Genomic DNA, 20,478 nt, shown 5'->3' on the forward strand with positions numbered 1-20,478 from the left:
GTTCCAGATGCACGTCGGCTTTGGACCAAGTGTTTACGGGCAGCAACGCCCGCCGCTTAGGGGGGCGTTGCTCATTGGATTGCTTTATTGACGATCAGACGCTGACGCCCGAAACAAAATCCGTGCCCGTGATATTCAGCGTCAGAACGCCGACATCGGTGTGGCCTTCGCCGTCGGAGATCTTGTAATACTGGATGGTTTCCGTGACGTGATCGCCGGGGGCGATATCTGCAGCCAGATCATAAGTGAAGCTGCCGTCCGCCTTGACATGGAACGTGCCATAGGTGCCGGCGACGTCAGTCGTTGCGCTCGGGCTGCCGCTAACGTTCGTGCCGGCAAACTGGCGAAGAAAGAGATGACCATTGTCGCCGGCAATGTCGTTGTCCAGAACGTTGCCGCCGATGGCGCTGCCTTCGTTGAAGCTGTAGTGGTCGTCGACGGCGATCGGCTTCACCTGGGTTACGCCCTGAATATTCAGGGTAAACAGGCCGACGTCGGTATGACCTGCTCCGTCGGAAATCTTGTAGGAGACCTTCTCCTGAAGCAGTTCACCATTGGTGAAGTTGACCTTGGCAGCGTCGCTCAGGACATAGGTGTAGCTGCCGTCCGGCTTGACGAAGAAGGTGCCGTAGTCGCCCTGGATTTCGGTGACCTGGCTGTTGCCTTGCTTGGCGCCAACGCTTTGCTGGTCGAAGAAGCGAAGGAACAGGTTGCCGTCGGAGGTATCGTTGGCAAGCAAATTCCCCGAGATGGCGTCAGTTTCCAAGAATGTTGCAGTATCATCGGTTGCATGAATGGCCATTAATGTCTCTCCTTGAATTGTTCTTCACTGGTCAATTCTGACCTTTAGCGAGCGGCTCGATTAAGGATATCTTAATACAGAGAGTCAAGGGCGCAATTAACAGGAGATGAACATTTTCGGGTGTATCGTGTAATAATGACACACGTACAATGTGCACAAGACGATGAAACGCCTGGTTATTATTTCATTAATAATAAGTGAAAACGCCGATGTGTAGACATGAATTCATATTTCTTCAGGGTGTAAGAATCTTTATTCAAAAGCAATTTATAAGAATACGAATCCAGGCTGATGCGCAGATGAAATTTCGATATAACCACTTCGGATTATCGATGTGGCGGTTCGATCTTGTTCGACTAGCCTCAGCTTGGCGCTTTCGATCCGCCGAAGTAACTGATGTCATTTCCTTGTCACATATGTTTACCAAGTAACGTTTCTTGCTGATCGAAATTCTGCCGAGTGACCTGGAAGATAGACTTGCATCCTCTACAGGTGTGAGGTAACGGATCTCGCAATTGTGCGGTGCACCTTTGTTGCAACGCGATATATTCAATACATAAAGATGTTTATGTGGAAGGCGTAAGAATTATTGCGAGATGTCACGCATTTTAGTGTTTCATTTTAGCAGGCAGAGAGAGATGCGCGATTAAAAGATTTTCCAATACCTTTGGGAGATCGCAGCATGACCGTCTATTACGTGAATTCAGCAACAGGGTCCGACCACAATAGCGGAACCAGCGAGAGTTCAGCTTTTGCGACGTTATCTGCCGTCGAATCCTTGAGGCTGAACCCCGGCGACAGCGTGCTGCTTGCTGCCGGAAGCGTATTCAATGAACAGTTCGACCTGAAATATTCAGGCAGCATTACCGCTCCGATCACGATCGGCAGCTACGGTATCGGCGATGCGCCGGTCATTCACAGCAGCAATGATGGCATCCACGGTTCCAAGGCTTCGAATATCGTCATCGAGAATATCAAGATCGCCGATACCGGCGCCAATGCGATATATGCAGGGAATGTGTCGAACTGGACGGTGCGCAACGTCGAGGTGACCAATACGGGCCTTTCTGGAAAGCCCGGCTCGATCAGCTTCCAAAGCAGCCAAAACATCACGATTGAGAACAGCACCCTGACCGGCGTACATGCCGATGGCATTTGGATGGACAAGGTCAACGGTGTCACCCTGATCAACAATACCGTCACCAACAGCCAGGGTGCAGCAGCAGACGCCATCCAACTCAACAACAGCAGCAATATCCTGGTCAAGGACAATCATCTGGAGCAGACGGAGACCAACAGCGCCAAGGGTGTCCTTGTGCTGGTTCGGGCTGTAAATGCCGTGGTCGAGGGCAACACGCTGGTCGGAGGCGGCTTTGGGTTGAGTGCTCAGGCAGGCACGAACATCGCCATCCATGACAATGATATCTCGGGATACGGCGGTTATAGCTGGTCCTACGGCATCGGCCTTGGCGATCAGGGTGACGCCAAGAACTATGATATCAGCGGAAATTATGTACATGGTGGCGTGTATGGCGTCCTCGTCAGCGCCGCTGGCAATCCCAGCTATATCCGTGAGAACATCGATATCCATGACAATGTCTTTGACGACCTGTCTTCGTCAGCGCTGAAGGTTGACAGGCCTGCATCAGGGTCCTTCTATGACAATATCATCGACAGCTTGGTCTCGACGCTGACGATGCCGGCAGCAATTGCTGCTCAGAACACGTTCTCGATCGGCGAAAACAAAACGCTCGAACAAGCGCAGGCCGAACTCGACAGCGCCGCTGGCAGCACAAGCAGCGATACGTCATCGAACAATGAGCAGACGCCCGCAGTGCCCGTCGTCGAGCAGCATGTGGAAGCGCCGGCGCAGCCGCAGACAAGCACCCCGCCGGCCACGACCGAAACGCCTACCGCCACGGTGGCTGCGGCCGTCGTTCCGAAGATTGTCGCGGTCCATGACAGCCTGAAGATCTCGGCCGACACCGGCAGCGCCTATCACGGCAATCTCCTTGAGAACGACAGTGCCGTCAACGGGACCGTGCTGCTGCGGCGTTTCGGTGACAGCGCGGTGGACAAGCATGGCCTGACGCTGACCGGGAAATACGGCGTCATCCATGTCGACAGCGATGGCGACTATACCTATACGGTCGATGCCGCTAAACTCGCCGGCCTTAGCGGAAAAGTCAGCGAATCCTTCCAGTACAAGATTTCAGATGGTGCGTCGCACATCGATACGGACTCGTTGAGCGTTGGCATCAATGTGGACGCGTTCCATAGCAGCCAGGCTTCGCACCTGCTGGTCTGAGTCCCGCCAATGCCAGAGAGTGTCGGTCGTCTTCGGCCGGCCGACCGTTCCCGGCTTGAAGGCCCGATCATGAATTGATGTCGGGGGTCGGGACCGGGGAGCTAGTCGATGACAAAAGATTTCCGCCGTTCATCAGAAGAATAAACTATAGGTCGAATTTATAGTTAATAGCCTAGTAAACATCCGGTCTATGCGCGCGACACGTTCATCTTTCTGAGCCGTTATTGGGCGGTTTGCGATTTTCACTTGCTTCGGCCGGTGTATTTAGCGTAGCGTTAGGCTAGAATCCCTGAAATCGCTCGCTATAAATTGGAATATTTGGTCACTTTTCGGTTGGATTCATGCAATAAGCTATGGGCTTGCAAGCGGAGTTCGGCGCCGACGCCGGGATCCAAAGGCAGTCGTGTGATTGATCGGGCTTGATGGACCCGTAGCTGCGGTGCGCGCTCGCATATTTGCTTGTGTGCGATGCAGTAAGAGAGGGATTATTTCGTGTTTCAGAGTTCAGCAGCGGATGTCAACGAGCCGTCCAAAGCCTTGCGGAAATGCAAGGGAGGGCTTGTCTTCATTGGTATAGCAAGCGCGCTTGTCAACATCCTTTATCTTACAAGTTCGTTCTTTATGCTTGAGGTATATGACCGCGTCATACCCAGCAAAAGCATACCGACGCTGGCGGCTTTGGCAATACTTGCGCTCTTTCTCTACGCTTTTCAGGGGGCGTTCGAAGTCCTGCGCAGCAGGATGTTGGTGCGCGTTGCCGGCGCGCTCGACGAGATGACCAACGGACGTGTGTTCCGGGCGCTCATCAAGGCACCGTTGAAGGTCAAAATCGGCGGGGACGGGCTTCAGCCATTGCGCGACTTTGACCAGATCAGAACCTTCCTGTCCGGCATGGGCCCGACGGCGATGTTCGATCTGCCCTGGCTTCCGTTCTATATTGTGATCTGTTTCCTGTTCCATCCGGCGATCGGATATATCGCGATCGGCGGATCGCTGGTTCTCGCCATCCTGACGTTCATGACCAACCAGGGAACGCGCACGCTCTCAAAACAGCAATCCGAAGCCGCCAATATGCGCAATGCCTTTGCGCAGAGCTCGATCCGTAACTCGGAGGTCATTCATGCCATGGGCATGGCCGGCACCATGGGTGAAATCTGGGATCGCAAAAACGCGGAATATCGCAGCATCACCCGGCAAGCTTCGGATGTCGGCAACGGCTATGCGACGCTGTCGAAGATTTTCCGTATTGCCCTGCAATCGGGAACGCTGGCGACCGGCGCGATCCTGGTCATCCAGGGGCAGGCGTCCTCGGGCATTATCATTGCGGGTTCGATCCTGACGTCTCGGGCTCTGGCGCCTGTGGAAGCGGCGATCGGAAATTGGCGCGGTTTCGTTTCCGCCCAGCAGAGTTGGGCGCGGCTGTCGAACCTGTTGAAGACAATTCCGGAGATTCCGACTCCGCTTGCGCTTGCGGCTCCGACCAAGCAGGTCACGGTCGAGGGGGTGGCAAGCGGGCCGCCGGCGGGCCAGCGCCTCGTCATTTCCGATGTCAGCTTCGGCCTGAGGGCAGGAAGCGCGCTTGGGATCATCGGTTACAGCGCCTCGGGCAAGTCGTCCCTGGCTCGGGCGATGATGGGGATTTGGCCGACCGTCAGAGGATCCATTCGTCTCGATGGCGCAGCACTCGACCAATGGGATGGCGACGCACTTGGCCGGCATATCGGTTATCTCCCACAGGACGTGGAGCTTTTCTCAGGAACCGTCGCGCAGAATATCTGCCGTTTTGCGAAGGAAATGTCGCCTGAGGCGGTGGTAGCCGCGGCGCGGGCGGCGCGTGTTCACGATCTCATCCTTCGTCTGCCGAACGGTTATGAAACCGAGATCGGCGAAGGCGGTGCTGCGCTTTCCGCCGGCCAGAGGCAGCGTATCGCACTTGCAAGAGCCCTTTACGGTGAACCATTCCTCGTCGTGCTCGACGAACCCAACTCCAATCTCGACGAGGAAGGCGAGCGGGCGCTGAGTGCCGCGATCATGAGCGTGCGTGCACGCGGCGGCATCGTCGTCGTCATCGCGCATCGATCCGGCGTTCTGGCGGTGTGCGACTTCGTGCTGATGATGCAGGACGGCCGGATGATCGCATTCGGTCCCAAAGAGGAAGTTATGGCGCGGGTTAGCCGACCGGAAACGGCGCGCACGCCGATTGCCGAGCGCGTGGCTCAGCTCAAAGTCGTCGTCGACGGCATGAATGCGGCCGAATAGGCCGGAGGGAAGATTGTGACTAAGCTTATCAGTGAATCCAGGCGTTCTCTTAATCGCCATGTCGCGGTTGTCGGCGCATTGTCGATAGCCCTCGTTTGCGGCATTGGAGGTTGGGCGGCGACGACAGAGCTTTCGAGCGCAGTCATCGGCGAGGGCGTGGTTGTCGTCAACGGCGATGTCAAGAAAATCCAGCATCTGACTGGCGGCATCGTGTCGGAACTTCTGGTCTCCGAAAATGACCACGTGTCGGCCGGGCAGGTCCTGATACGGCTCGATGGAACGTCGACGAGAGCGAACCTTTCGATCGTCGAAAGCACGCTCGCCCAGCTCTATGCGCGCCGCGCCCGTCTGAAGGCGGAACGGATCGGTGCCGATTCGTTCGAGGTTCAGGAGAACATCAGCGATCTCACATCATCCGGCACAGCCGCGCAGGATCTTCTCGATGGCGAGCGGAAACTGTTCGACAGCCGCAGGTCGGCGCTTATCGGAATGAAGAGTCAGTTGGCGTCGCGCAAGGATCAGCTGGCCGAGCAGGTCAAAGGGTTGGTCGTTCAGATCAATGCCACCAACGATTCCCTGGGTTTGATCGAAGAGGAGCTCGAAGGAGTCGACACTCTCTACAAGAAGGGGCTCGTAACGCTTCAGCGTTTGAATCAGCTCAAGCGCGCGCGCGCCGATCTCCAGGGCAATAGTGGCCAGGAAATTGCCGCAAAGGCGGAAGCCGAAGGCAAGGCGATCGAGATCGATCGTCAGTCGATTCAGCTGGACGAGGATCGTCGTTCGGAGATCGCAAAGGATCTGACCGACGTCGAGGCGAAGATAGCCGAAAATGAAGAGCGCCGTGGGGCCGCGGTCGACCAACTCCGCCGTCTCGACATTACCGCGCCGCTGAGCGGGCGGGTTCACGAACTTTCGGTCCACACGGTCAATGGCGTCATCGATCCGGGCCAGACGCTGATGCTCGTCGTCCCTGAAAATGACGACCTTACGGTTGAGGCGAAAGTCGCTACTCGCGATATCGATCAGGTTCACGTCGGCCAATTCGTCGATGTGCGATTCAGCGCCTTTGATCAGCGCACGACGCCCGATGTGCGTGGCGAGATCACCTCCATTGCGCCTGATATCGTCAAGGATGAACGGACCGGCATCAGCTACTATCCTCTTCGCGTCAAGCCGGAGGCTGCGAGCATCGCGAAGCTGAAGTCAATAAAGCTCTATCCCGGCATGCCGGCTGAAGTCTTTATCAAGATCGGCGACAGGACGGTTATCTCCTATCTCACGAAGCCGCTGACCGATCAGATGCAGCACGTATTTCGTGAGGAGTGATTGGCGGTCGTATCGGATCGCCAAGAACGCCAACGTTTCAAAGTAGCCGTTGTCATCCGCTAAAGCGCGTCGAGAATCTTTCAGATTCGCGACGCGCTTTATGTTAATGCATGTCGATATCGTAACCGCTGCACAGTTCTGCGGAACATGCTCGAGGCTTGGGTTTGGTTATTTTGCCACGATCGAACAGGCATGAGCGGCCATTTCACGAAATTGTCTCAAGCCAGCTGCAGGGTCTCCCGATGATTGGTTTGCGGCTTTGGCGAACAGTGCGAATTCGGAGACGACGGGCTTCTGGGCTGGTTTTGCTTTTGGCTTGCCTCGGGATGTTTTCAATCACCAGGAACAGTTATGCCGAGGGTCTTGCGCCGTTGAAAATAGTGGCTTTCGGAACATCCTTGACGGCCCGCGGGGGATGGCAGCCCGCCTTGGAGGCCGAGCTTGCAGCCTGTCTGCGCCGGCCCGTGAAGGTCGACAGCGTTGCAAAGAGCGGCGAGACGTCGCTATGGGCTCTTACCCAAGTTGATCGCGTCGTTGCCGAGCGGCCGGATATCATCCTCATCGAGTTTTATGCCAATGATGCGGCATTGCAGCGGTTCGTGTCGCTCGCACAAAGCCGAAAGAATATCGGCGACATTCTCGACCAGCTTCGGCAGCGCCTGCCGCAAGCTCGGATCATCGTCATGGCGATGAATCCGTTTTCAGGATTACGTGGGCTGATCCGCCCCTTTGTGGATAGTTACATTTCGGTTCATCAGGCGGAGGCGCAAAAACGGGGTCTGGAGTTTGTCGACCACCGGCCCAACTGGCAGCGTCTTGCGCCGGATGACCTGGCCGCGGCGATTCCTGATGGCTCGCATCCTCTGCCCGACATCGCGTCCAGGATCATCGCGCCTGAACTTGTCAAACATATCGCTGGCAACAACTGCGGAGAATGAAAATTCCTGACTTGCCCGTCACCGTCGGTGACTGCAGCCGGGTTCAGGCCGTTGCGATATAGTTTTTCAGGTAGCTGACCAGCGAAGCCCGACCGGCTTCCGAGGGGTCTTCGTGAGACGGACTATCCAGGTCTTCGAGGAGATAGTTTCTGAGATCGTCATCGCTATGCGCGACGTAGATTCCCGGCCGGCCCGCAAGCTGGCTCACCGTGGCAAGCTGGTGATCGTTTCGGTGCTCGCCGAGAGCCGCTTTCCGGGGGACGAGAATGATCGGTTTCCCAAAACGCTTGGCCGTCAGAACGGTGCCGATCCCGGCATGAGAAACGATGATGGTTGCATCGCGAAAGACTCTGTCGAAGTCCTGCGGCTCGATATTCTTGATCCACTTCATATTCTGTGGCGTGTAGCTGCCCCTGCCGATCTGTGCCAGAACCGGTTTGGACAAATCCTTTGCGAAGGTGTCGACAGCCTTGACGAGGCGATCGAATGGCAGCTGCGTTCCGACGGTGACAAGGATCAAAGCACAGCTCCTGCGTAGTGGGGACCATCCGGCCGTGAAAGATGCTGCCATTGCGTGAGCCAGAGTGTCGCAATATGGCCGGCCAATTTACCCGATAGGGAAAGCTTCTCGACATTGGCGACGCTGTCGATCCAGATCGTTCGCTTGCCTGTCAATTTGCCGGCAAGCAGGCAAAAAAGTCCGGGCGCGGCGCCGGTCGAGATGACAACGTCTGGCCTGTGCCGGAGGACGATCGAGAAGGCGCTGAAAAAACATCGGATCGACATCGGAATCGAGTCGCGGCTGCAATCGGGAAGCACCAGACCGTCACGAATGTCGTATTTGGCAAGCAGCCCGGGGATGGTCGTTGCAAAGATGATATCGCAGCCCTCGAATGCGCTGCGCATGGCCATAAGCTGCTCCCAGTGGCCGCCTCCTGACGAGGCTGCGAGAACCTTCAATTTTTTCTCAGTCATTGACAGGCATCTCCTATATTTGACCGATGATAAGAGCGAAAAACCATTCCGTTCGAACAGCGGGTGGTGTCACGATCGTTCAGCGGAAGTGTACCATTTTTGGCCCGGTCGGTTGAAGCCTTGAAGTTGATAAACCGCCAATTACGCATGATGTTTTCGTCCGAAACAGAATAACGGCCAAAACTCGCTCAAGCGCGCTCCGCATACGATATCAGTGAGCAGCATTGGGCCTATATTCCTGATATGCATGTCCGAGAATCCCGTTAACCATGCCCGCGCCGCGCAGAACATGGGTGAGGGCACGCATGCCCCAATAGGGGGAAATCAGGATCGCCGGCAGCATGACCAACCCAAGCACGACTCTCGTGGCGCCATAGGCCGCGCGGTAGATCCGGCGCTTCAGGTTGCCGTGCAGGACTTCGCTGACTGCGAAGGTATTGCCGAGCCGGTATTGTCTTTGCAACACCCATTTCCAGGTCATCCGGTTCGCAGGCACGATGTCGTAGACAAGTGCCTTGTCAGCCCAGAAAACCTGCATGCCCCGGCGGATGGCCTGGTTGAAGAAAAGGTAGTCCGTGCCCCCGGTAAAGCGCATCTTCTCTTCAAAACGCAGGTTCCATGAGCGGATCAGCGGATAGTCGAACATGACGTTGTTCGAGGCCGCATAGGAAATGCGTTGACCGTCGGTGTTCTTCTTGCGCTCGAACACCCTTGCCCTGATGAAATATTCCGGCGGATTTTCGGGATAGACCGGTTGGACGGGACCGTAGACGCAATCTGCGCGGTTTTTCTCCCGGGTCTCCAGCATCGCGTCCAGCCAGCCGTCGACCGGCCATTCGTCATCATCGAGAAAGCAGAAGAGGTCGGTGCCGGGAGGCGCCGAATCCAGCGCGCGATTGCGCGCAAAGGGTATGCCCTGGTTCGGTTCCACGACATAGATCAGGTCGTAGGCGCCTGTCTGGCCAAAGCCCTCCACTGTCGCCTTTGCGCTGCCGGTCGCATCATTGTCCACGATCACCATGGTGAGATGATAGGGACGATCTGGATGCCTGACCTGGCGCGTCATCACGTCGAGCAGCTTGGCGATCCCGTCCAGGCGCCGATAGGTCAGCACGCCGACGGCGATCTTCAACGGCGAAACACCTGCCTGACCGGCGCCGACGGAGGAATGCGGGAAGGTTTCTTGCTGGTTCATGACCGTCCTCTCCGCAGCATATTTCCCAAGCGCTTGCGCGCGGCCATCAAGGCCACTTGGGTTGCGGCATCCTCGCCGAACGGACCGCCGGCCAGCGTGTTGCGCGCTTCGCTGCGAAGCTTCAGCAGCGAAGTCGTTTCGGCAATGCCGCCGGCGACCAGGCTCTTGCCGAGCGCCTGCAGCCCATCATAGCGACGCGCCAGTTCCAGCCCGGTCGCGATCATGATCTGCGGGCGTAGCGTTTTTGCCCTGCTTGTGCCCGTGTAGCGGTTCGACGCATGAATGCGCTGGAATGTCAGAGGCGTTTCGACGATGGCGCCGCGGCCGAGAAAGGCAGCGGCGAATTTGAGATAGTTGTCGCTGAGCACGACGCCATCTGCCGCGGACATCGGCAGGATCTGGCGCAGCAGGTCGCGGCGGAAGCTCAAGCCCGATGTCGGAACGGGAAGAGAGGGGAAGCCACCTTTGCCAAGCGTTTCCCGCTTGTCGAACAGCGTCACCTGCAGTTCTGCAGGAGGCTGGTCGCCTTCATTGGTCGTCACCCGATCGAAGCACCAGTCGATCTCGTTGCGATCGTAGATCTCGGTGATCCGCGCGAGCTTGCCGGGCAAAAACGCATCGTCGGCATCGAGGAGAAAGATGATGTCGCCGCTTGCCGCCGCGAAGCCTGCATTGAAGCTCGAGGCCTGGCCGCCGTTTTCCTTCAATACGGTCCGGATCTGTTTCCCGTAGGAAGCAAGGATCTCGCGGGAATCGTCCGTCGACCCGTCGTCGACCACCACCACTTCGAAATCAGGGTAGCTCTGCGACAGAACGCTGTCGATGCATGGGCGCAAAAACTGCCCATAATTGAAATTGTTGATCAGCACCGAGAGTTTCAAATTATCGTCTCCTGGACCAATCGATCACCGCGCCAGCGTCTGGGGCGCGTATCTGCGAATTCCGGCACGATAACCACGCATGTAGTAATATTTCCAGATGGCCCAGAAACGCTTCTTCGATTGCGGCAGGAGATAAAGCGTGGCTGCCCGACAAGCCCATTGCGCGCTTTCGACCCAGGTTTGCAGCGGAACGCCACTTAGCCTCATCCCTTCGGGAACCTCATCCGGGAAGAGTGCCGGCATGCCGTAGCCGAGCCGTTCGCCCCGTTTCTGTACCCAATCCTCGGTGACACTTGATGCCGGAATCCAGTGATGGACCACGGCTTCGGCGCATCGATAGGATTTGGCGCCATTTGCCGCCAGGCGAATGATGATCTCCGCATCTTCACCCATGGCGAACATCTTTCCGGGAAGAGGACCGATATCTTCCCGGTAGCGCACGCTCGTTCCAAGCAGCTCCCGCCGAATGATCGTGTTCGGACCCCAGACTTTCGTCGGATCACACGGTCCGCTTTGCGTTTCGTCGACGATCGCGAAGGTGGATCCCATCGGAATCCAGTCGATAAAGCGGCCCTTCGGTTCTTTTTCCCAATCGGGGACGATACGGCCTCCGAAAACGCCGTAGGCCGGATGAGCGATGGCGCAATCAACGATCGCTTTCAGCCAGTTCGGTTCGGCGCGTATGTCGTCGTCCGTAAAGACAACGAGATCTCCCTTTACCCGATCCAAACCCAAATTCAGCGCGCCGGATTTCCCCGGCTTGCGCTGCTGCAGGATGGTGATTGGAAGCGTCTCGCTATACGATTTCAAAAGATCAAAGGTGCCGTCATTGCTGTTGTTGTCGACAGCAATCAATTCCCATCGGTCATGGGGAAGCTCCTGGCGCACCAAGGAATCCAACATGTGGCGCAGCCGCCGGCTGGCGCCATTGTAGGATGCAAAGAGCACGCTGACGAATAGATCCGACATCAGTTACCAACCCTCTTGGTGAAGTCGAAAGAGAAAAGCGTCATATTTTGACTGCCTGTGCGATGTTCGAACGGGACTGATTCCTTACGCGGGGTTTGACCGCGTCTTGCCGAAAAACTCGCGCCTATGACTTTCACCGAGTACCCTCAGCTTACGAAGATTGCGCAACCACCGCCGCGGTTTGGTCAGCACGCCGCGATTCAGGAAATACTGTCGTAGCAGGCTCGGTGCCTGGCTATGCGATCCGCCATGGGCAACCCGATAGACCGCCCCACGAAAGGGAAGCTTCGTGAGCGGCGCTCCGCGTTGGGCAAGGATGTTCGCAATGCGGACATGGCTGCCGAGCATCGACTTGATCCAGTCGAGCGAAGCATCCTCAAAGCGTTCCGGCAGTTCATAGAGATCGGCACGAATGATCAACGAGGTACCGCAGAGATGGCTGAAGTCGTCGTGGCCAAACAGGAAATTGCCGCCATCGTCCCAGATGTAACCGTGGTCGATCGTCCATCCGTTGGCGTCCCGATGATCGGATACGTGCTGAACGATCCTGGAGCTGACGAAGTCATCGTCATCGACAATCATGAAGAAACGACTGTCGGTGGCGTTCAACATGCCACTGAGTACGCGACGGCCTTTGTCTGCCCGGAACGCATCAAGGAAGTCTTCCTTGCTGCCCTTTCCGAGCTCATGCAGGTCGTTCGGCGGAAAGGTGACGCGCACCGCGGAAAATTTCTCCGGCAAATCGGGCAAGTCGGCCCCTTCGTTTGCGACGATGATTCCGCGCCAATCTCCATTGGTCTGGTTGGAAATGGAGGTCACGGTCTGGCTGAGGTTCGCCTTCAGCCTGCTCCAATCACGGGCATTGTCCTGATGTCGAACCGGGATAATGAAGGTGACAAGTGGCATCGAATGACCCCCTTAAGCCCGCAAGCTCACAGCTTCTTTTTGATCGGCACGCCCCTTGGACGCCTGACCACGCGCCCACTCGATTCCGTCCTCGAGCGAGGTTGCCTTATATGAAAGGTCGGTTCCGCCGGAGAAAGCATTCATGAAGCGGCGGATCTTTCCATAGCTGTTATCAAGCACGGCATGCGGGCGACCGAGCAGCAGCGAGCAGATATGGACGTGCAGGCGATCGGTCACGATTGCGCGGGCGCGCGAAATCTGACTGATGCCGCGCTCGAAGCGGTTGTGTGCCGCAGCATCCAACCTGCGCAAGGCAACTTCGCTCGGCTTCAATGCGAGATAAGCCGAAGCTACCCCCAACCTCTTGGCGATATCGACCTTCCGTTTCGACTCGGTAATCCAGTCTTCCACAGGAATATCGGAAGGAATCTCGCGATCGGTACCGCCCACCCGTTCCGCATCCTCGCGCAACATGGCGAGGACGGGGATCTGTGTCGCCCTTTCCGGGAGCGGGCCGATGGCAAAAGCCATATCGGGGCACAGTCGTACGGCGCAGTCGAAGTGTTTTTCGGAAAACTCCTTCGATTCCTCGTCGCGCACAAGCAGCACGAAATTCTTGTGGCGCCCGATTGCCCGTTTGGATTGCTCGATGCGTTCAGGCGAGCTGTAGTGGATCGATTGCGGGAACTGGATGATCTGCCGATCCGGAAAACGCTCCATGATGGCTTCGCGAAAATCCTGGTGGGCAACCCAGATATCGCCGAAATTGCCGCCGCCGTGAATGAAGATCGGACCGGTCGGTACCCGTCGTTTCAGTTCGTCGGCGGAGAAGTCGTACAGCCTGGAAACATAGTCCGGGCGCTTGCCGAAGCGATCCTTGAGATAGGCCATCTCACCCAGCCAGATTGCCGAGTCGCCGCAATTGCGGATGTCGGGAAAATCGAGAATCGCAAGCGGTTCGTCGCGCGAGACATAGTCCTTCAGGCAATCATGGATCATGCCATTGAGTTTTGCGATCAGCTCCGATCTGGATTGGCTGGTCATTCTGCCTCTCTTGTTTGTGTTCGTTTAGCTTCAGGCCGACTTGGCTACGGCAATACGTTTGGCTTTTGACAGGAACTTGACAAAGATACGCTGAACTTCGGTTTCCGGCCCGTTTGGCTTGTTCATCGCGAGCCAAAGGACAAAGCTGGAACCGATATAGATGATGCCGCCGGTGATGAGCAGAATAGCCAGATGAAGGGTCAAGCCCAGCTTATCAGTAGGCATGCTGAGGAAATGCGACAATCCTAGGACGCCGACTGCCATCAAGGCAACGCTGGCAAGCGCGCGGAAGTTGGCGCCGAGCTGTTGGAAGAATGGCAAGTTGATCAAGCGCTTGACGAGAAGCATGTTGACCACGGTGGAAATCAGGCCCGTCAACACGCGCGCATAAACGACGCCAGGAAGCCCGGCCATCATGAGACCAGCGATGATGATGGGAACGCGAACCACCAGCATCTGCGTGTCGCGGATGAACAGCATCTTGGTATGGCCCTTTGCCATGCCCAGCGGCTGCACGAGCGAACCCAGGGTCTGCAGGGCGAAGACCGATGCGAGCGCCTGGACGATGAAGATCGCGGGAACCCACTTCTCTCCCAGGGCAAGCCGCATCATTGGATCGGCCACGACGGCCATGCCGATTCCCGCCGGAAGCGCCACCGCCGCCAAAAGCGCCTGCGCGCGCTGATAGGCCGCGATCAGCCGGACCGGGTCGTTGCGGACTTTCGAAAAGCCCGGATAAATCGTCTGGTTCAACGGTGCGGTCGCTTCGCGCGTCGGCAGCGTCGAAAGGGTGTTGCCGACCGTATAGTGGCCAAGCTGTGTGGCGCCCAGCATCTTGCCGATCAGCAGGTATTCGATGCGCCAGTTCAGCGTGTTGACGATCTGTCCGGCCGTCAGCCACACCGAGAACGAAAACAATTCGCGTGCATGACGAAAGGTGATGCGAGGCCAGAACGGCAGGACGGTGTAGGAAACGATGATATTGGTCACTTGATAGGCGAGGGTGCCGATAACGAGCGCCCAATAGCTATGATAGATGGCCGCGATTCCCACCGTGACGACAAATCCGACCAGCTTTTGCGAGACGTTGAGGACGAATTCCTGCCAGAAGATCAGGTCACGCTGGAGCATGACACGGCGCGGATTGGCTAGCCCGCTGAGCAGCAGGCTGAAACTCAAGGCAAGCATCACGCTCGTCAGCCGCGGCTCGTTATAGAATTCGGCGATCGGATAGGAGGCGGCGGCAAACAGCAGCGCCAATACCGCGCTTCTCGTCACGCTCAACGTCCACACCGCGCTGAAATGCGTTTCGCTTGGAGATTCGTGGCGGATAAGCGCCTGATTGAGCGAGAGTTCGGTGACCGAACTCAAGATGACCTGGATCGTCGTTGCAATGGCGACGAGACCAAAATCAGCCGGCACGAGATACCATGCGAGCACAAAGGTGCTGAGTGCCGAAAGTCCGTTGACGATGGCGCGGGACAGACTCAGCCACATGCTGCCCTGAATCAGGCGGTCGGTAACACTGCTCATGGGCGAACGGCTCCTGAGGTCAACAACATCGACCGTCCAAGCGGGCTGCACACCCATTCCGAGTGCGTCTCCCTCTTGCAGGAGCAAAGGGTGTTGATGGAGTTGGAAAGCATCATGCTTTGTTGCCTCGTCACGGGGTCTGCGACATTAAAGGGCGCTTGCCGTCTGCGTGGAAAAATCTTGCTTCAGCCGGCCCAGTTCGGCCAGCATTTTCTCGTGCGCTCTTACGATAGCCTCGTCGGAGCTGAGCTGTCCTTGCTTCTCGGCTACCCGCTGCAGCGTCTTGACGGTAGAGCCGAAGACATAGTTGCCGGTCAGCTGCCGGATGCGGCGGTGGCGGAACGTGATGTTTTTCAACAGGTAGGTGTTCTTCCGCACCAGCGACGCTCCGGCTTCAACCAGGTTCGACGGGCCGATCGGATCGAAATCGATCTCCAGATCCAGCGCACTCGCCCAATCATACCATTTGGCGCGATTGCCGGGTGCGATCGGCCGGATCGCCCGCCAGGGAACGCGGAGCGCATCGGATATGATGCAGCCATGCATCGCCTCGGAGACGACCTTATGCGATGCGCTGATCTCGGTTAGAACCTTTTCCACCGACCAGCGGGGATCGATATAGTGGATGCCGGCGAGATCGCAGACTTTATCCCAGCTGCCGTACATGGCGCTTTCGTAGTGCGGCATGAAGGAGACGGGATAACGCTTCTCGATGCTTTTGGCATCCCAGCAGCTGCGCGTGAGGATGCCCGAATCGCCGATCGCGTAGCTTGGGTCGATGCCGAGGATTTCCGCGGTCTTCTTTCCGCGCACGAAATAGAACGTCCAGTTGCCGTCGACTTTCGGCGGGTTGGTATATCCGCCATAGCCTGAGCCGAAGACGATCTTCTGCATCTTCGGATCGAAATTGTCGTAGAGGATCGAGCCGATGCCGAGAAAGAGCTGGCTTTCGTCTTCGTCGAAGAAGCCGGGCAGCAGACGCTCCCAAAGCCAATGGTTCAGTTCGTCGCCAAAATTCTCGTGTTTCCCCCGGTAGGCAAACATCTTCATCGTGCTTCTCCAGTCGGCAAGTGCGTCACGATCTGCGAGACCGTGTCGTCTTCGCGGGCCATGCGTCCGTAACGCGAAATGATCTTGATGTCGCTGCGGATTATCTTTGCCGGGTTGCCCGCCACGAGCGAGCGCGGCGGAACGCTCTTGGTCACCACCGAGCCGGAGCCGATGACGCATTCGTCGCCGATCTCGACGCCGGGCAGAATGATGCTGCGGGCGCCGATGAAGCAGCGTTTGCCGATTCTCGTGTGAAGATAGAGCCCGCGTGTGAGATCGTGGGTCAGGATAGCCGCCTCAAAGGCGACATAGGTTTCCGCGCCGATATGCAATCCCTTCGGATTGGTCTTGTCGAACCGCACGCTCAACGAAAAGCTGGCCGTCGGATCGATGTCCATTCCCCAGAACTTCGTATAATAGAGCCATTTGGCCTTCACAAATCCGTTCCGCAGCGGGCGAAATACGTTCAGTCCCCACTTCGGCTTTTTTCCTGTCTGCACCATCAAGTCCGACCCCGGCTGGCAAATTCGTCTAGCACGGAACTGTAATAGTCCTCGAGCATCCCCGTCTGACGACGTAAGTCGAAGCGCTCGGCCACCAGAAGCGGTGCCCGCGCGCTAAAGGCTGTCCACAAGGCCTGGTCGTTGAGCAGCCTTCCGACCGCCTCCGCCATTCCCGCGACATCCCGCTCCTCCACGAGATAACCAGTTTTCCCCTCTTCGATCGCTTCGCCCACGCCTCCCGAGCGAAATGCGACGACCGGAGTCCCGACGGCTTCCGCCTCGAGATTGGCGAGGCCGAAAGCTTCGGCGTGACCATTATCGAGGGTCACGCTTCCATGGAGATAAAGCTCCGCACTGGCGAGCAGATCCCTTATCTCAGTCTGCGACAGATTTTCATGGATCGTGACGCTTGGCAAGGAACGACGTGCCAGTGCTTCGATTTCCTCCTTCAACGGACCCTGGCCGACCATGACGAATTCGACCGGGGTACCGGCGGCAGCCACGCGCGAAAGCGCATCGATCATGAAACGATGGCCCTTGTAGTCGACGAAACGGGCAATGGAAACCACGAGCCCTTTTTTTCGCGGACGAGGCTCCATTTTGAAGAGGTCGAGGTCGATGCCGATATGATGGCGATAGACGCGCTCGGCGCGAAAGCCGAGCGCTAGCAGCCGGTCGCGGATGAAATCGGAAACGGCGATGTTCCAGCTGTTCCAGCCGGCCATCTCGCTTCGGCCTTTGGCGAAGAAGCGCACCTGATTGAAGCCGCCCGGCTTTTTCGGATCGCCGCCATAGGTGGCGTCGAAGCCGTGGAACGTCGTGACCAGCGGCTTGCCGGCGGCGCGCGCCAAGGGACCGATGACATAACCGTTCTTGCCGAAATGGGCGTGAACGAGATCGGCTTTGCCGATCGCAGGAAAGAGGAAGGGAAGGCCGATCTGCGGGATTTTCAGAAGCAGTTCACCGACTCGCGCAACGGGGGATCGACGGATGTCATGAACCGGAACAGTGGATTTTTTCGTATGGGCCGAAGAAATGCGCGAGCCGGCAAGAATTTCAGCTTCGAAAGAACGAAACGCTACTGCCTGGTTGAGAACAAATGCCTGGCTGGCAGGCAAAAATTTTTCCACATAAATAACGGCCTTTTTCATGAATCTGTTCGCGTCTCCGTTGTCTTGCGCATCACATTGCCTCTATTGCCCGCCGGATACCATCAATCGCACTTCTCGGCGCATTATTGTCGTCGTAAAGATTAACGCGCTTAGTGCAAGCCGCATTGGGATCGGCCCCCTTCTCATCGCGATCGGCATATTTTTCCGACATGCCCCATACTGTCACGCCTTTCAAGTCGCCATGCTCAGCCGCCACGGTGATCACGTCGCTGAAAATATCGGCGTAGGACGCCGGCGTGAAGCCTTTGTCGCGGTTCAGGAAGTGGCAGGAGGCATCGAGCTCGGTAATGAAAACGCCGATTCCCATCTCCTTCAGCGCCGCACAGAAGCGCCCCATTCCCTCCGGATCGATCCGGTCGAGGCCGGGGCGGAAATGCGCCTGCAGCCCGACCGCATTGATCGGCGTTTTCTTCGCGACGAGATCCTCGACGATTTTCAGGATCCGCGCGCGCTTCTGTTCGAACACGTCGGATTTTTTCTCCAGATGCGTTTCGTTGAGCACCAGCGTCGCGTCGGGATTGGCCTGGTGCGCCATGTCGAAACTCATGCGGATATATTCATCGCCAAGAAGGCGTCGGAAAACGCAATCCCGCAGGTCCGGTGCATCATACTCCAACGGCTCGTTCACCACATCCCAAGCATCGATCGAGTTCTTATAGCGAGTGACAACCTGTTTTATGTGACGGTTCATGGTCGCCTGAATGGTCTTTGCATCCGTGATATCAGACACCCACTCCGGGACGCGATACCAGATCAGCGTATGTCCATAAACCCTCATGTTGTTTTTGCGTGCAAATGCAACCATACGGTCGGCGCTGCCGAAGCTGAAAACGCCGGGTCTCTTTTCCGTGGCATTCCACTTCAGCTCGTTTCGCGGCGTTATTGAATTGACGTTGTCGATGTAGATCTCGGAAGCGATTGGATCGTTGATGTTTTGCAGATCGATTGCCGATCCGAATCGGAACGACTTCCTGTCGGCAAGGGCGCGTAGCCCTGCAGCCGGAGGCACCTGTGCAAAGGCGTGGCCCGCCCTGGCATATAACAGAGCGAGCGGAACCGAGGCGAGGAAACGTCTTCTATTCATTCTATCTCTCACTGTTGGCTTTTTTCATGTCCGCGGTGGAAATTGAAGGGCCGGGCTCGTCGGCAATGATCCATCGCGGGGTTCGCGTTCAATTGAGTAGAGTAATGCAACCTCAAATATACTTTCGCCGCAGGGGATATTGTCAGTATCTGATAGACTTTTCAGGATGCTCCAAGATATGAATCTTTGCGGAGGGTCGCTCGTGATGGAAGATTGGTTTAGCTATCTGATGAGCTGTTTTCCTATGGCATTTCATAATGCCGTTTTTTTTATGGCGACTGCACGAAACGCTCTATCCCTTCTCGATGACTGGCAGTTCATAGCCCTTGCTCTCGGCGTCATCGGCATCATTTTCCTCCTCTCTGCAGCGCTCGTCAGAATGTCGTGGCGGCTGCGTCGGTCGGAGATCGTCATCCGCTCGCTGAACGAAGATCTTGCGCAAGTCACGCAGGATCTCAATGTCGAGCGTGTCTGGCGTCTGGCGGGTGGGGACAGCACCGAACGGCCGAGTGCGGACAGTTTGAAAGAGCTTTACAGGCTTCTGGCCAGACATCACGACGATGCAAGTTACATGGCGTGATCAGCGCTAATGCGGATGCTCACGGCTCTCTGCCGGCGCCTCGGGATCGGGTGGCGTGGAGACCGATTCCGGTTGCTCGCTGCCGATCTCGGCTGCGGGGTCTGGCGATGGAAGCCATATTTTGCTCGAAAAGTAATTTCTCGTTCTTTTCTGAGGTCCTGAAGTGGCATCCAACGACAGTGTAAAATTATAATTCCCGGGATTGAGCACCTCGCGGGTGAAGCTGATGCTCGCTCCGAAGCCGTCTTCCTTGATGTCCTTCAGATTCTTGATCGCGTCGAGCGTCTCGTGAAAATCGAGCCATTGTGGCTGCCGCAGCATGATTTGGAAGATTTGCAGAATGCCGGGATCGAGCTGGCCATTTTGATCCGTCTCGGGATTGATGATTTTCACGCGCATATTGTTGATCGTGCCAGCGGCGTCACCCCGAACGATCACAAAGATAGAGTTCGGGAGCTGGTCCTTCTGTCGCTTGCCGCTGTGCTCAAAAAAGCATTCGAACGTATCGGCGTTGAAGCTCGCCGCCGCCCAATCGCTGGTTTCTATACCGGCATCGCGCAGCGCCGCGCACATTGCGGCGCCGGATATCCGCCATGTCCGTAGAAAAGTCGACGCGGTCTGCGCCGCCAGTGGTTCGATGAGATGCACGGGAAGCGTGAAGGTGACAGGTGGTTTCGGGCGGGGAAGGGCTTTGGGCGGAGGCCTAACCTCAGGAGGAAAGAGATCGTAGCCAAAATAATGGCCGACCGTCTTCAAGTGTTTCATGTCGTTGGAAAGAAGCACCGTTCCCATGATTAGCGAGAGGGAAATCGTCAGCAGCAACCAGAAGACCACGGGAACCCGCGGTTTCCCCAACGGCTGTTTCGCATATGCGGACGACGAATTATCGGGCAAGCTTGTCTTCTCCGGCACGCGAGAAGGGTTTCGATCGGCTGTCTAAATCAAGCAGTATA

General features: G+C 56.8%; 19 protein-coding genes. 5 read left to right on the forward strand and 14 right to left on the reverse strand.

Annotated elements, in window-relative coordinates:
- Positions 1-94: 94 nt before the first annotated feature.
- Complete coding sequence (locus ACMUVN_RS26120; protein WP_047611531.1) at positions 95-802, reverse strand: Ig-like domain-containing protein; 708 nt, start codon at positions 800-802, stop codon at positions 95-97.
- 682 nt (positions 803-1,484) lie between these two features.
- On the opposite strand from ACMUVN_RS26120, the gene ACMUVN_RS26125 reads away from it, so the two are divergent.
- The 4 genes from ACMUVN_RS26125 (at position 1,485) to ACMUVN_RS26140 (ending at position 7,633) form a co-directional block, all read left to right on the forward strand.
- Entirely contained in the window at positions 1,485-3,110 is a 1,626-nt protein-coding gene (locus ACMUVN_RS26125; protein ID WP_063474429.1) for a right-handed parallel beta-helix repeat-containing protein, read from the forward strand.
- Between the two features lie 492 nt (positions 3,111-3,602).
- Positions 3,603-5,369, forward strand: a complete 1,767-nt coding sequence (locus tag ACMUVN_RS26130; RefSeq protein ID WP_025554630.1) for a type I secretion system permease/ATPase — start codon at positions 3,603-3,605, stop codon at positions 5,367-5,369.
- A 15-nt stretch (positions 5,370-5,384) separates the two neighbouring features.
- Positions 5,385-6,695: an HlyD family type I secretion periplasmic adaptor subunit gene (locus ACMUVN_RS26135; protein ID WP_025554628.1), complete on the forward strand. Its 1,311-nt coding sequence runs from the start codon at positions 5,385-5,387 to the stop codon at positions 6,693-6,695.
- 242 nt (positions 6,696-6,937) lie between these two features.
- Complete coding sequence (locus ACMUVN_RS26140) at positions 6,938-7,633, forward strand: SGNH/GDSL hydrolase family protein (protein WP_414815641.1); 696 nt, start codon at positions 6,938-6,940, stop codon at positions 7,631-7,633.
- A gap of 43 nt (positions 7,634-7,676) precedes the next feature.
- Here ACMUVN_RS26140 and ACMUVN_RS26145 read toward each other — a convergent pair whose 3' ends face one another.
- The 12 genes from ACMUVN_RS26145 to ACMUVN_RS26200 form a co-directional block, all read right to left on the reverse strand.
- Positions 7,677-8,153: a glycosyltransferase gene (locus tag ACMUVN_RS26145; protein WP_025554624.1), complete on the reverse strand. Its 477-nt coding sequence runs from the start codon at positions 8,151-8,153 to the stop codon at positions 7,677-7,679.
- Positions 8,150-8,608, reverse strand: a complete 459-nt coding sequence (locus ACMUVN_RS26150) for a glucuronosyltransferase (RefSeq protein WP_025554622.1) — start codon at positions 8,606-8,608, stop codon at positions 8,150-8,152. Before ACMUVN_RS26150 ends, ACMUVN_RS26145 begins: the two co-directional genes overlap by 4 nt.
- Before the next feature lie 211 nt (positions 8,609-8,819).
- On the reverse strand, positions 8,820-9,803 hold the full coding sequence (locus tag ACMUVN_RS26155; protein ID WP_028758143.1) for a glycosyltransferase: 984 nt from the start codon (positions 9,801-9,803) through the stop codon (positions 8,820-8,822).
- Entirely contained in the window at positions 9,800-10,684 is an 885-nt protein-coding gene (locus ACMUVN_RS26160) for a glycosyltransferase family 2 protein (protein ID WP_028758142.1), read from the reverse strand. The genes ACMUVN_RS26155 and ACMUVN_RS26160 overlap by 4 nt, the downstream gene beginning before the upstream one ends.
- A gap of 24 nt (positions 10,685-10,708) precedes the next feature.
- Entirely contained in the window at positions 10,709-11,653 is a 945-nt protein-coding gene (locus ACMUVN_RS26165) for a glycosyltransferase (protein ID WP_414815642.1), read from the reverse strand.
- Positions 11,654-11,737: 84 nt separating this feature from the next.
- Positions 11,738-12,559 (reverse strand): galactosyl transferase, encoded by an 822-nt coding sequence (locus ACMUVN_RS26170; protein ID WP_028758140.1) that lies wholly within the window; start codon positions 12,557-12,559, stop codon positions 11,738-11,740.
- 12 nt (positions 12,560-12,571) lie between these two features.
- The gene (locus ACMUVN_RS26175; RefSeq protein ID WP_047611520.1) at positions 12,572-13,603 is read right to left on the reverse strand and encodes a polysaccharide pyruvyl transferase family protein; all 1,032 of its coding nucleotides are present in this window, start codon (positions 13,601-13,603) and stop codon (positions 12,572-12,574) included.
- Between the two features lie 30 nt (positions 13,604-13,633).
- The gene (locus ACMUVN_RS26180) at positions 13,634-15,136 is read right to left on the reverse strand and encodes a lipopolysaccharide biosynthesis protein (RefSeq protein WP_047611816.1); all 1,503 of its coding nucleotides are present in this window, start codon (positions 15,134-15,136) and stop codon (positions 13,634-13,636) included.
- 147 nt (positions 15,137-15,283) lie between these two features.
- Positions 15,284-16,186, reverse strand: coding sequence for an exopolysaccharide glucosyl ketal-pyruvate-transferase (gene pssM, locus ACMUVN_RS26185; RefSeq protein WP_047614392.1), 903 nt, complete (start codon positions 16,184-16,186; stop codon positions 15,284-15,286).
- On the reverse strand, positions 16,183-16,689 hold the full coding sequence (locus ACMUVN_RS26190; RefSeq protein ID WP_047611515.1) for an acyltransferase: 507 nt from the start codon (positions 16,687-16,689) through the stop codon (positions 16,183-16,185). Before ACMUVN_RS26190 ends, pssM begins: the two co-directional genes overlap by 4 nt.
- Positions 16,689-17,840, reverse strand: a complete 1,152-nt coding sequence (locus ACMUVN_RS26195; RefSeq protein WP_028758135.1) for a glycosyltransferase — start codon at positions 17,838-17,840, stop codon at positions 16,689-16,691. The genes ACMUVN_RS26190 and ACMUVN_RS26195 overlap by 1 nt, the downstream gene beginning before the upstream one ends.
- 31 nt (positions 17,841-17,871) lie before the next feature.
- Positions 17,872-18,945 carry an endo-1,4-beta-xylanase gene (locus tag ACMUVN_RS26200; RefSeq protein ID WP_047611512.1) on the reverse strand — a complete coding sequence of 358 codons (1,074 nt, stop codon included), beginning with the start codon at positions 18,943-18,945 and terminating at the stop codon, positions 17,872-17,874.
- 205 nt (positions 18,946-19,150) lie between these two features.
- Here ACMUVN_RS26200 and ACMUVN_RS26205 point away from each other — a divergent pair, with 205 nt between their 5' ends.
- The gene (locus ACMUVN_RS26205) at positions 19,151-19,525 is read left to right on the forward strand and encodes a hypothetical protein (protein WP_244604782.1); all 375 of its coding nucleotides are present in this window, start codon (positions 19,151-19,153) and stop codon (positions 19,523-19,525) included.
- 6 nt (positions 19,526-19,531) lie between these two features.
- Here ACMUVN_RS26205 and ACMUVN_RS26210 read toward each other — a convergent pair whose 3' ends face one another.
- Positions 19,532-20,419 carry a DUF6030 family protein gene (locus ACMUVN_RS26210; protein WP_414815643.1) on the reverse strand — a complete coding sequence of 296 codons (888 nt, stop codon included), beginning with the start codon at positions 20,417-20,419 and terminating at the stop codon, positions 19,532-19,534.
- Positions 20,420-20,478: the final 59 nt, after the last annotated feature.

The sequence above is a fragment of the Rhizobium sp. IY2 genome (assembly GCF_047532935.1).
Taxonomy (GTDB): Bacteria; Pseudomonadota; Alphaproteobacteria; order Rhizobiales; family Rhizobiaceae; genus Rhizobium; species Rhizobium anhuiense.

Bases quoted from the DNA above. Each gene is read 5' to 3' on its own strand.
- ACMUVN_RS26180 (WP_047611816.1), bottom strand. From the start codon at position 15,136: ATGAGCAGTGTTACCGACCGCCTGATTCAGGGCAGCATGTGGCTGAGT.
- pssM (WP_047614392.1), bottom strand. From the start codon at position 16,186: ATGAAGATGTTTGCCTACCGGGGGAAACACGAGAATTTTGGCGACGAA.
- ACMUVN_RS26175 (WP_047611520.1), bottom strand. From the start codon at position 13,603: ATGACCAGCCAATCCAGATCGGAGCTGATCGCAAAACTCAATGGCATG.
- ACMUVN_RS26200 (WP_047611512.1), bottom strand. From the start codon at position 18,945: ATGAATAGAAGACGTTTCCTCGCCTCGGTTCCGCTCGCTCTGTTATAT.
- ACMUVN_RS26190 (WP_047611515.1), bottom strand. From the start codon at position 16,689: ATGGTGCAGACAGGAAAAAAGCCGAAGTGGGGACTGAACGTATTTCGC.
- ACMUVN_RS26120 (WP_047611531.1), bottom strand. From the start codon at position 802: ATGGCCATTCATGCAACCGATGATACTGCAACATTCTTGGAAACTGAC.
- ACMUVN_RS26125 (WP_063474429.1), top strand. From the start codon at position 1,485: ATGACCGTCTATTACGTGAATTCAGCAACAGGGTCCGACCACAATAGC.
- ACMUVN_RS26205 (WP_244604782.1), top strand. From the start codon at position 19,151: ATGGAAGATTGGTTTAGCTATCTGATGAGCTGTTTTCCTATGGCATTT.
- ACMUVN_RS26155 (WP_028758143.1), bottom strand. From the start codon at position 9,803: ATGAACCAGCAAGAAACCTTCCCGCATTCCTCCGTCGGCGCCGGTCAG.
- ACMUVN_RS26150 (WP_025554622.1), bottom strand. From the start codon at position 8,608: ATGACTGAGAAAAAATTGAAGGTTCTCGCAGCCTCGTCAGGAGGCGGC.
- ACMUVN_RS26140 (WP_414815641.1), top strand. From the start codon at position 6,938: ATGATTGGTTTGCGGCTTTGGCGAACAGTGCGAATTCGGAGACGACGG.
- ACMUVN_RS26170 (WP_028758140.1), bottom strand. From the start codon at position 12,559: ATGCCACTTGTCACCTTCATTATCCCGGTTCGACATCAGGACAATGCC.
- ACMUVN_RS26165 (WP_414815642.1), bottom strand. From the start codon at position 11,653: ATGTCGGATCTATTCGTCAGCGTGCTCTTTGCATCCTACAATGGCGCC.
- ACMUVN_RS26195 (WP_028758135.1), bottom strand. From the start codon at position 17,840: ATGAAAAAGGCCGTTATTTATGTGGAAAAATTTTTGCCTGCCAGCCAG.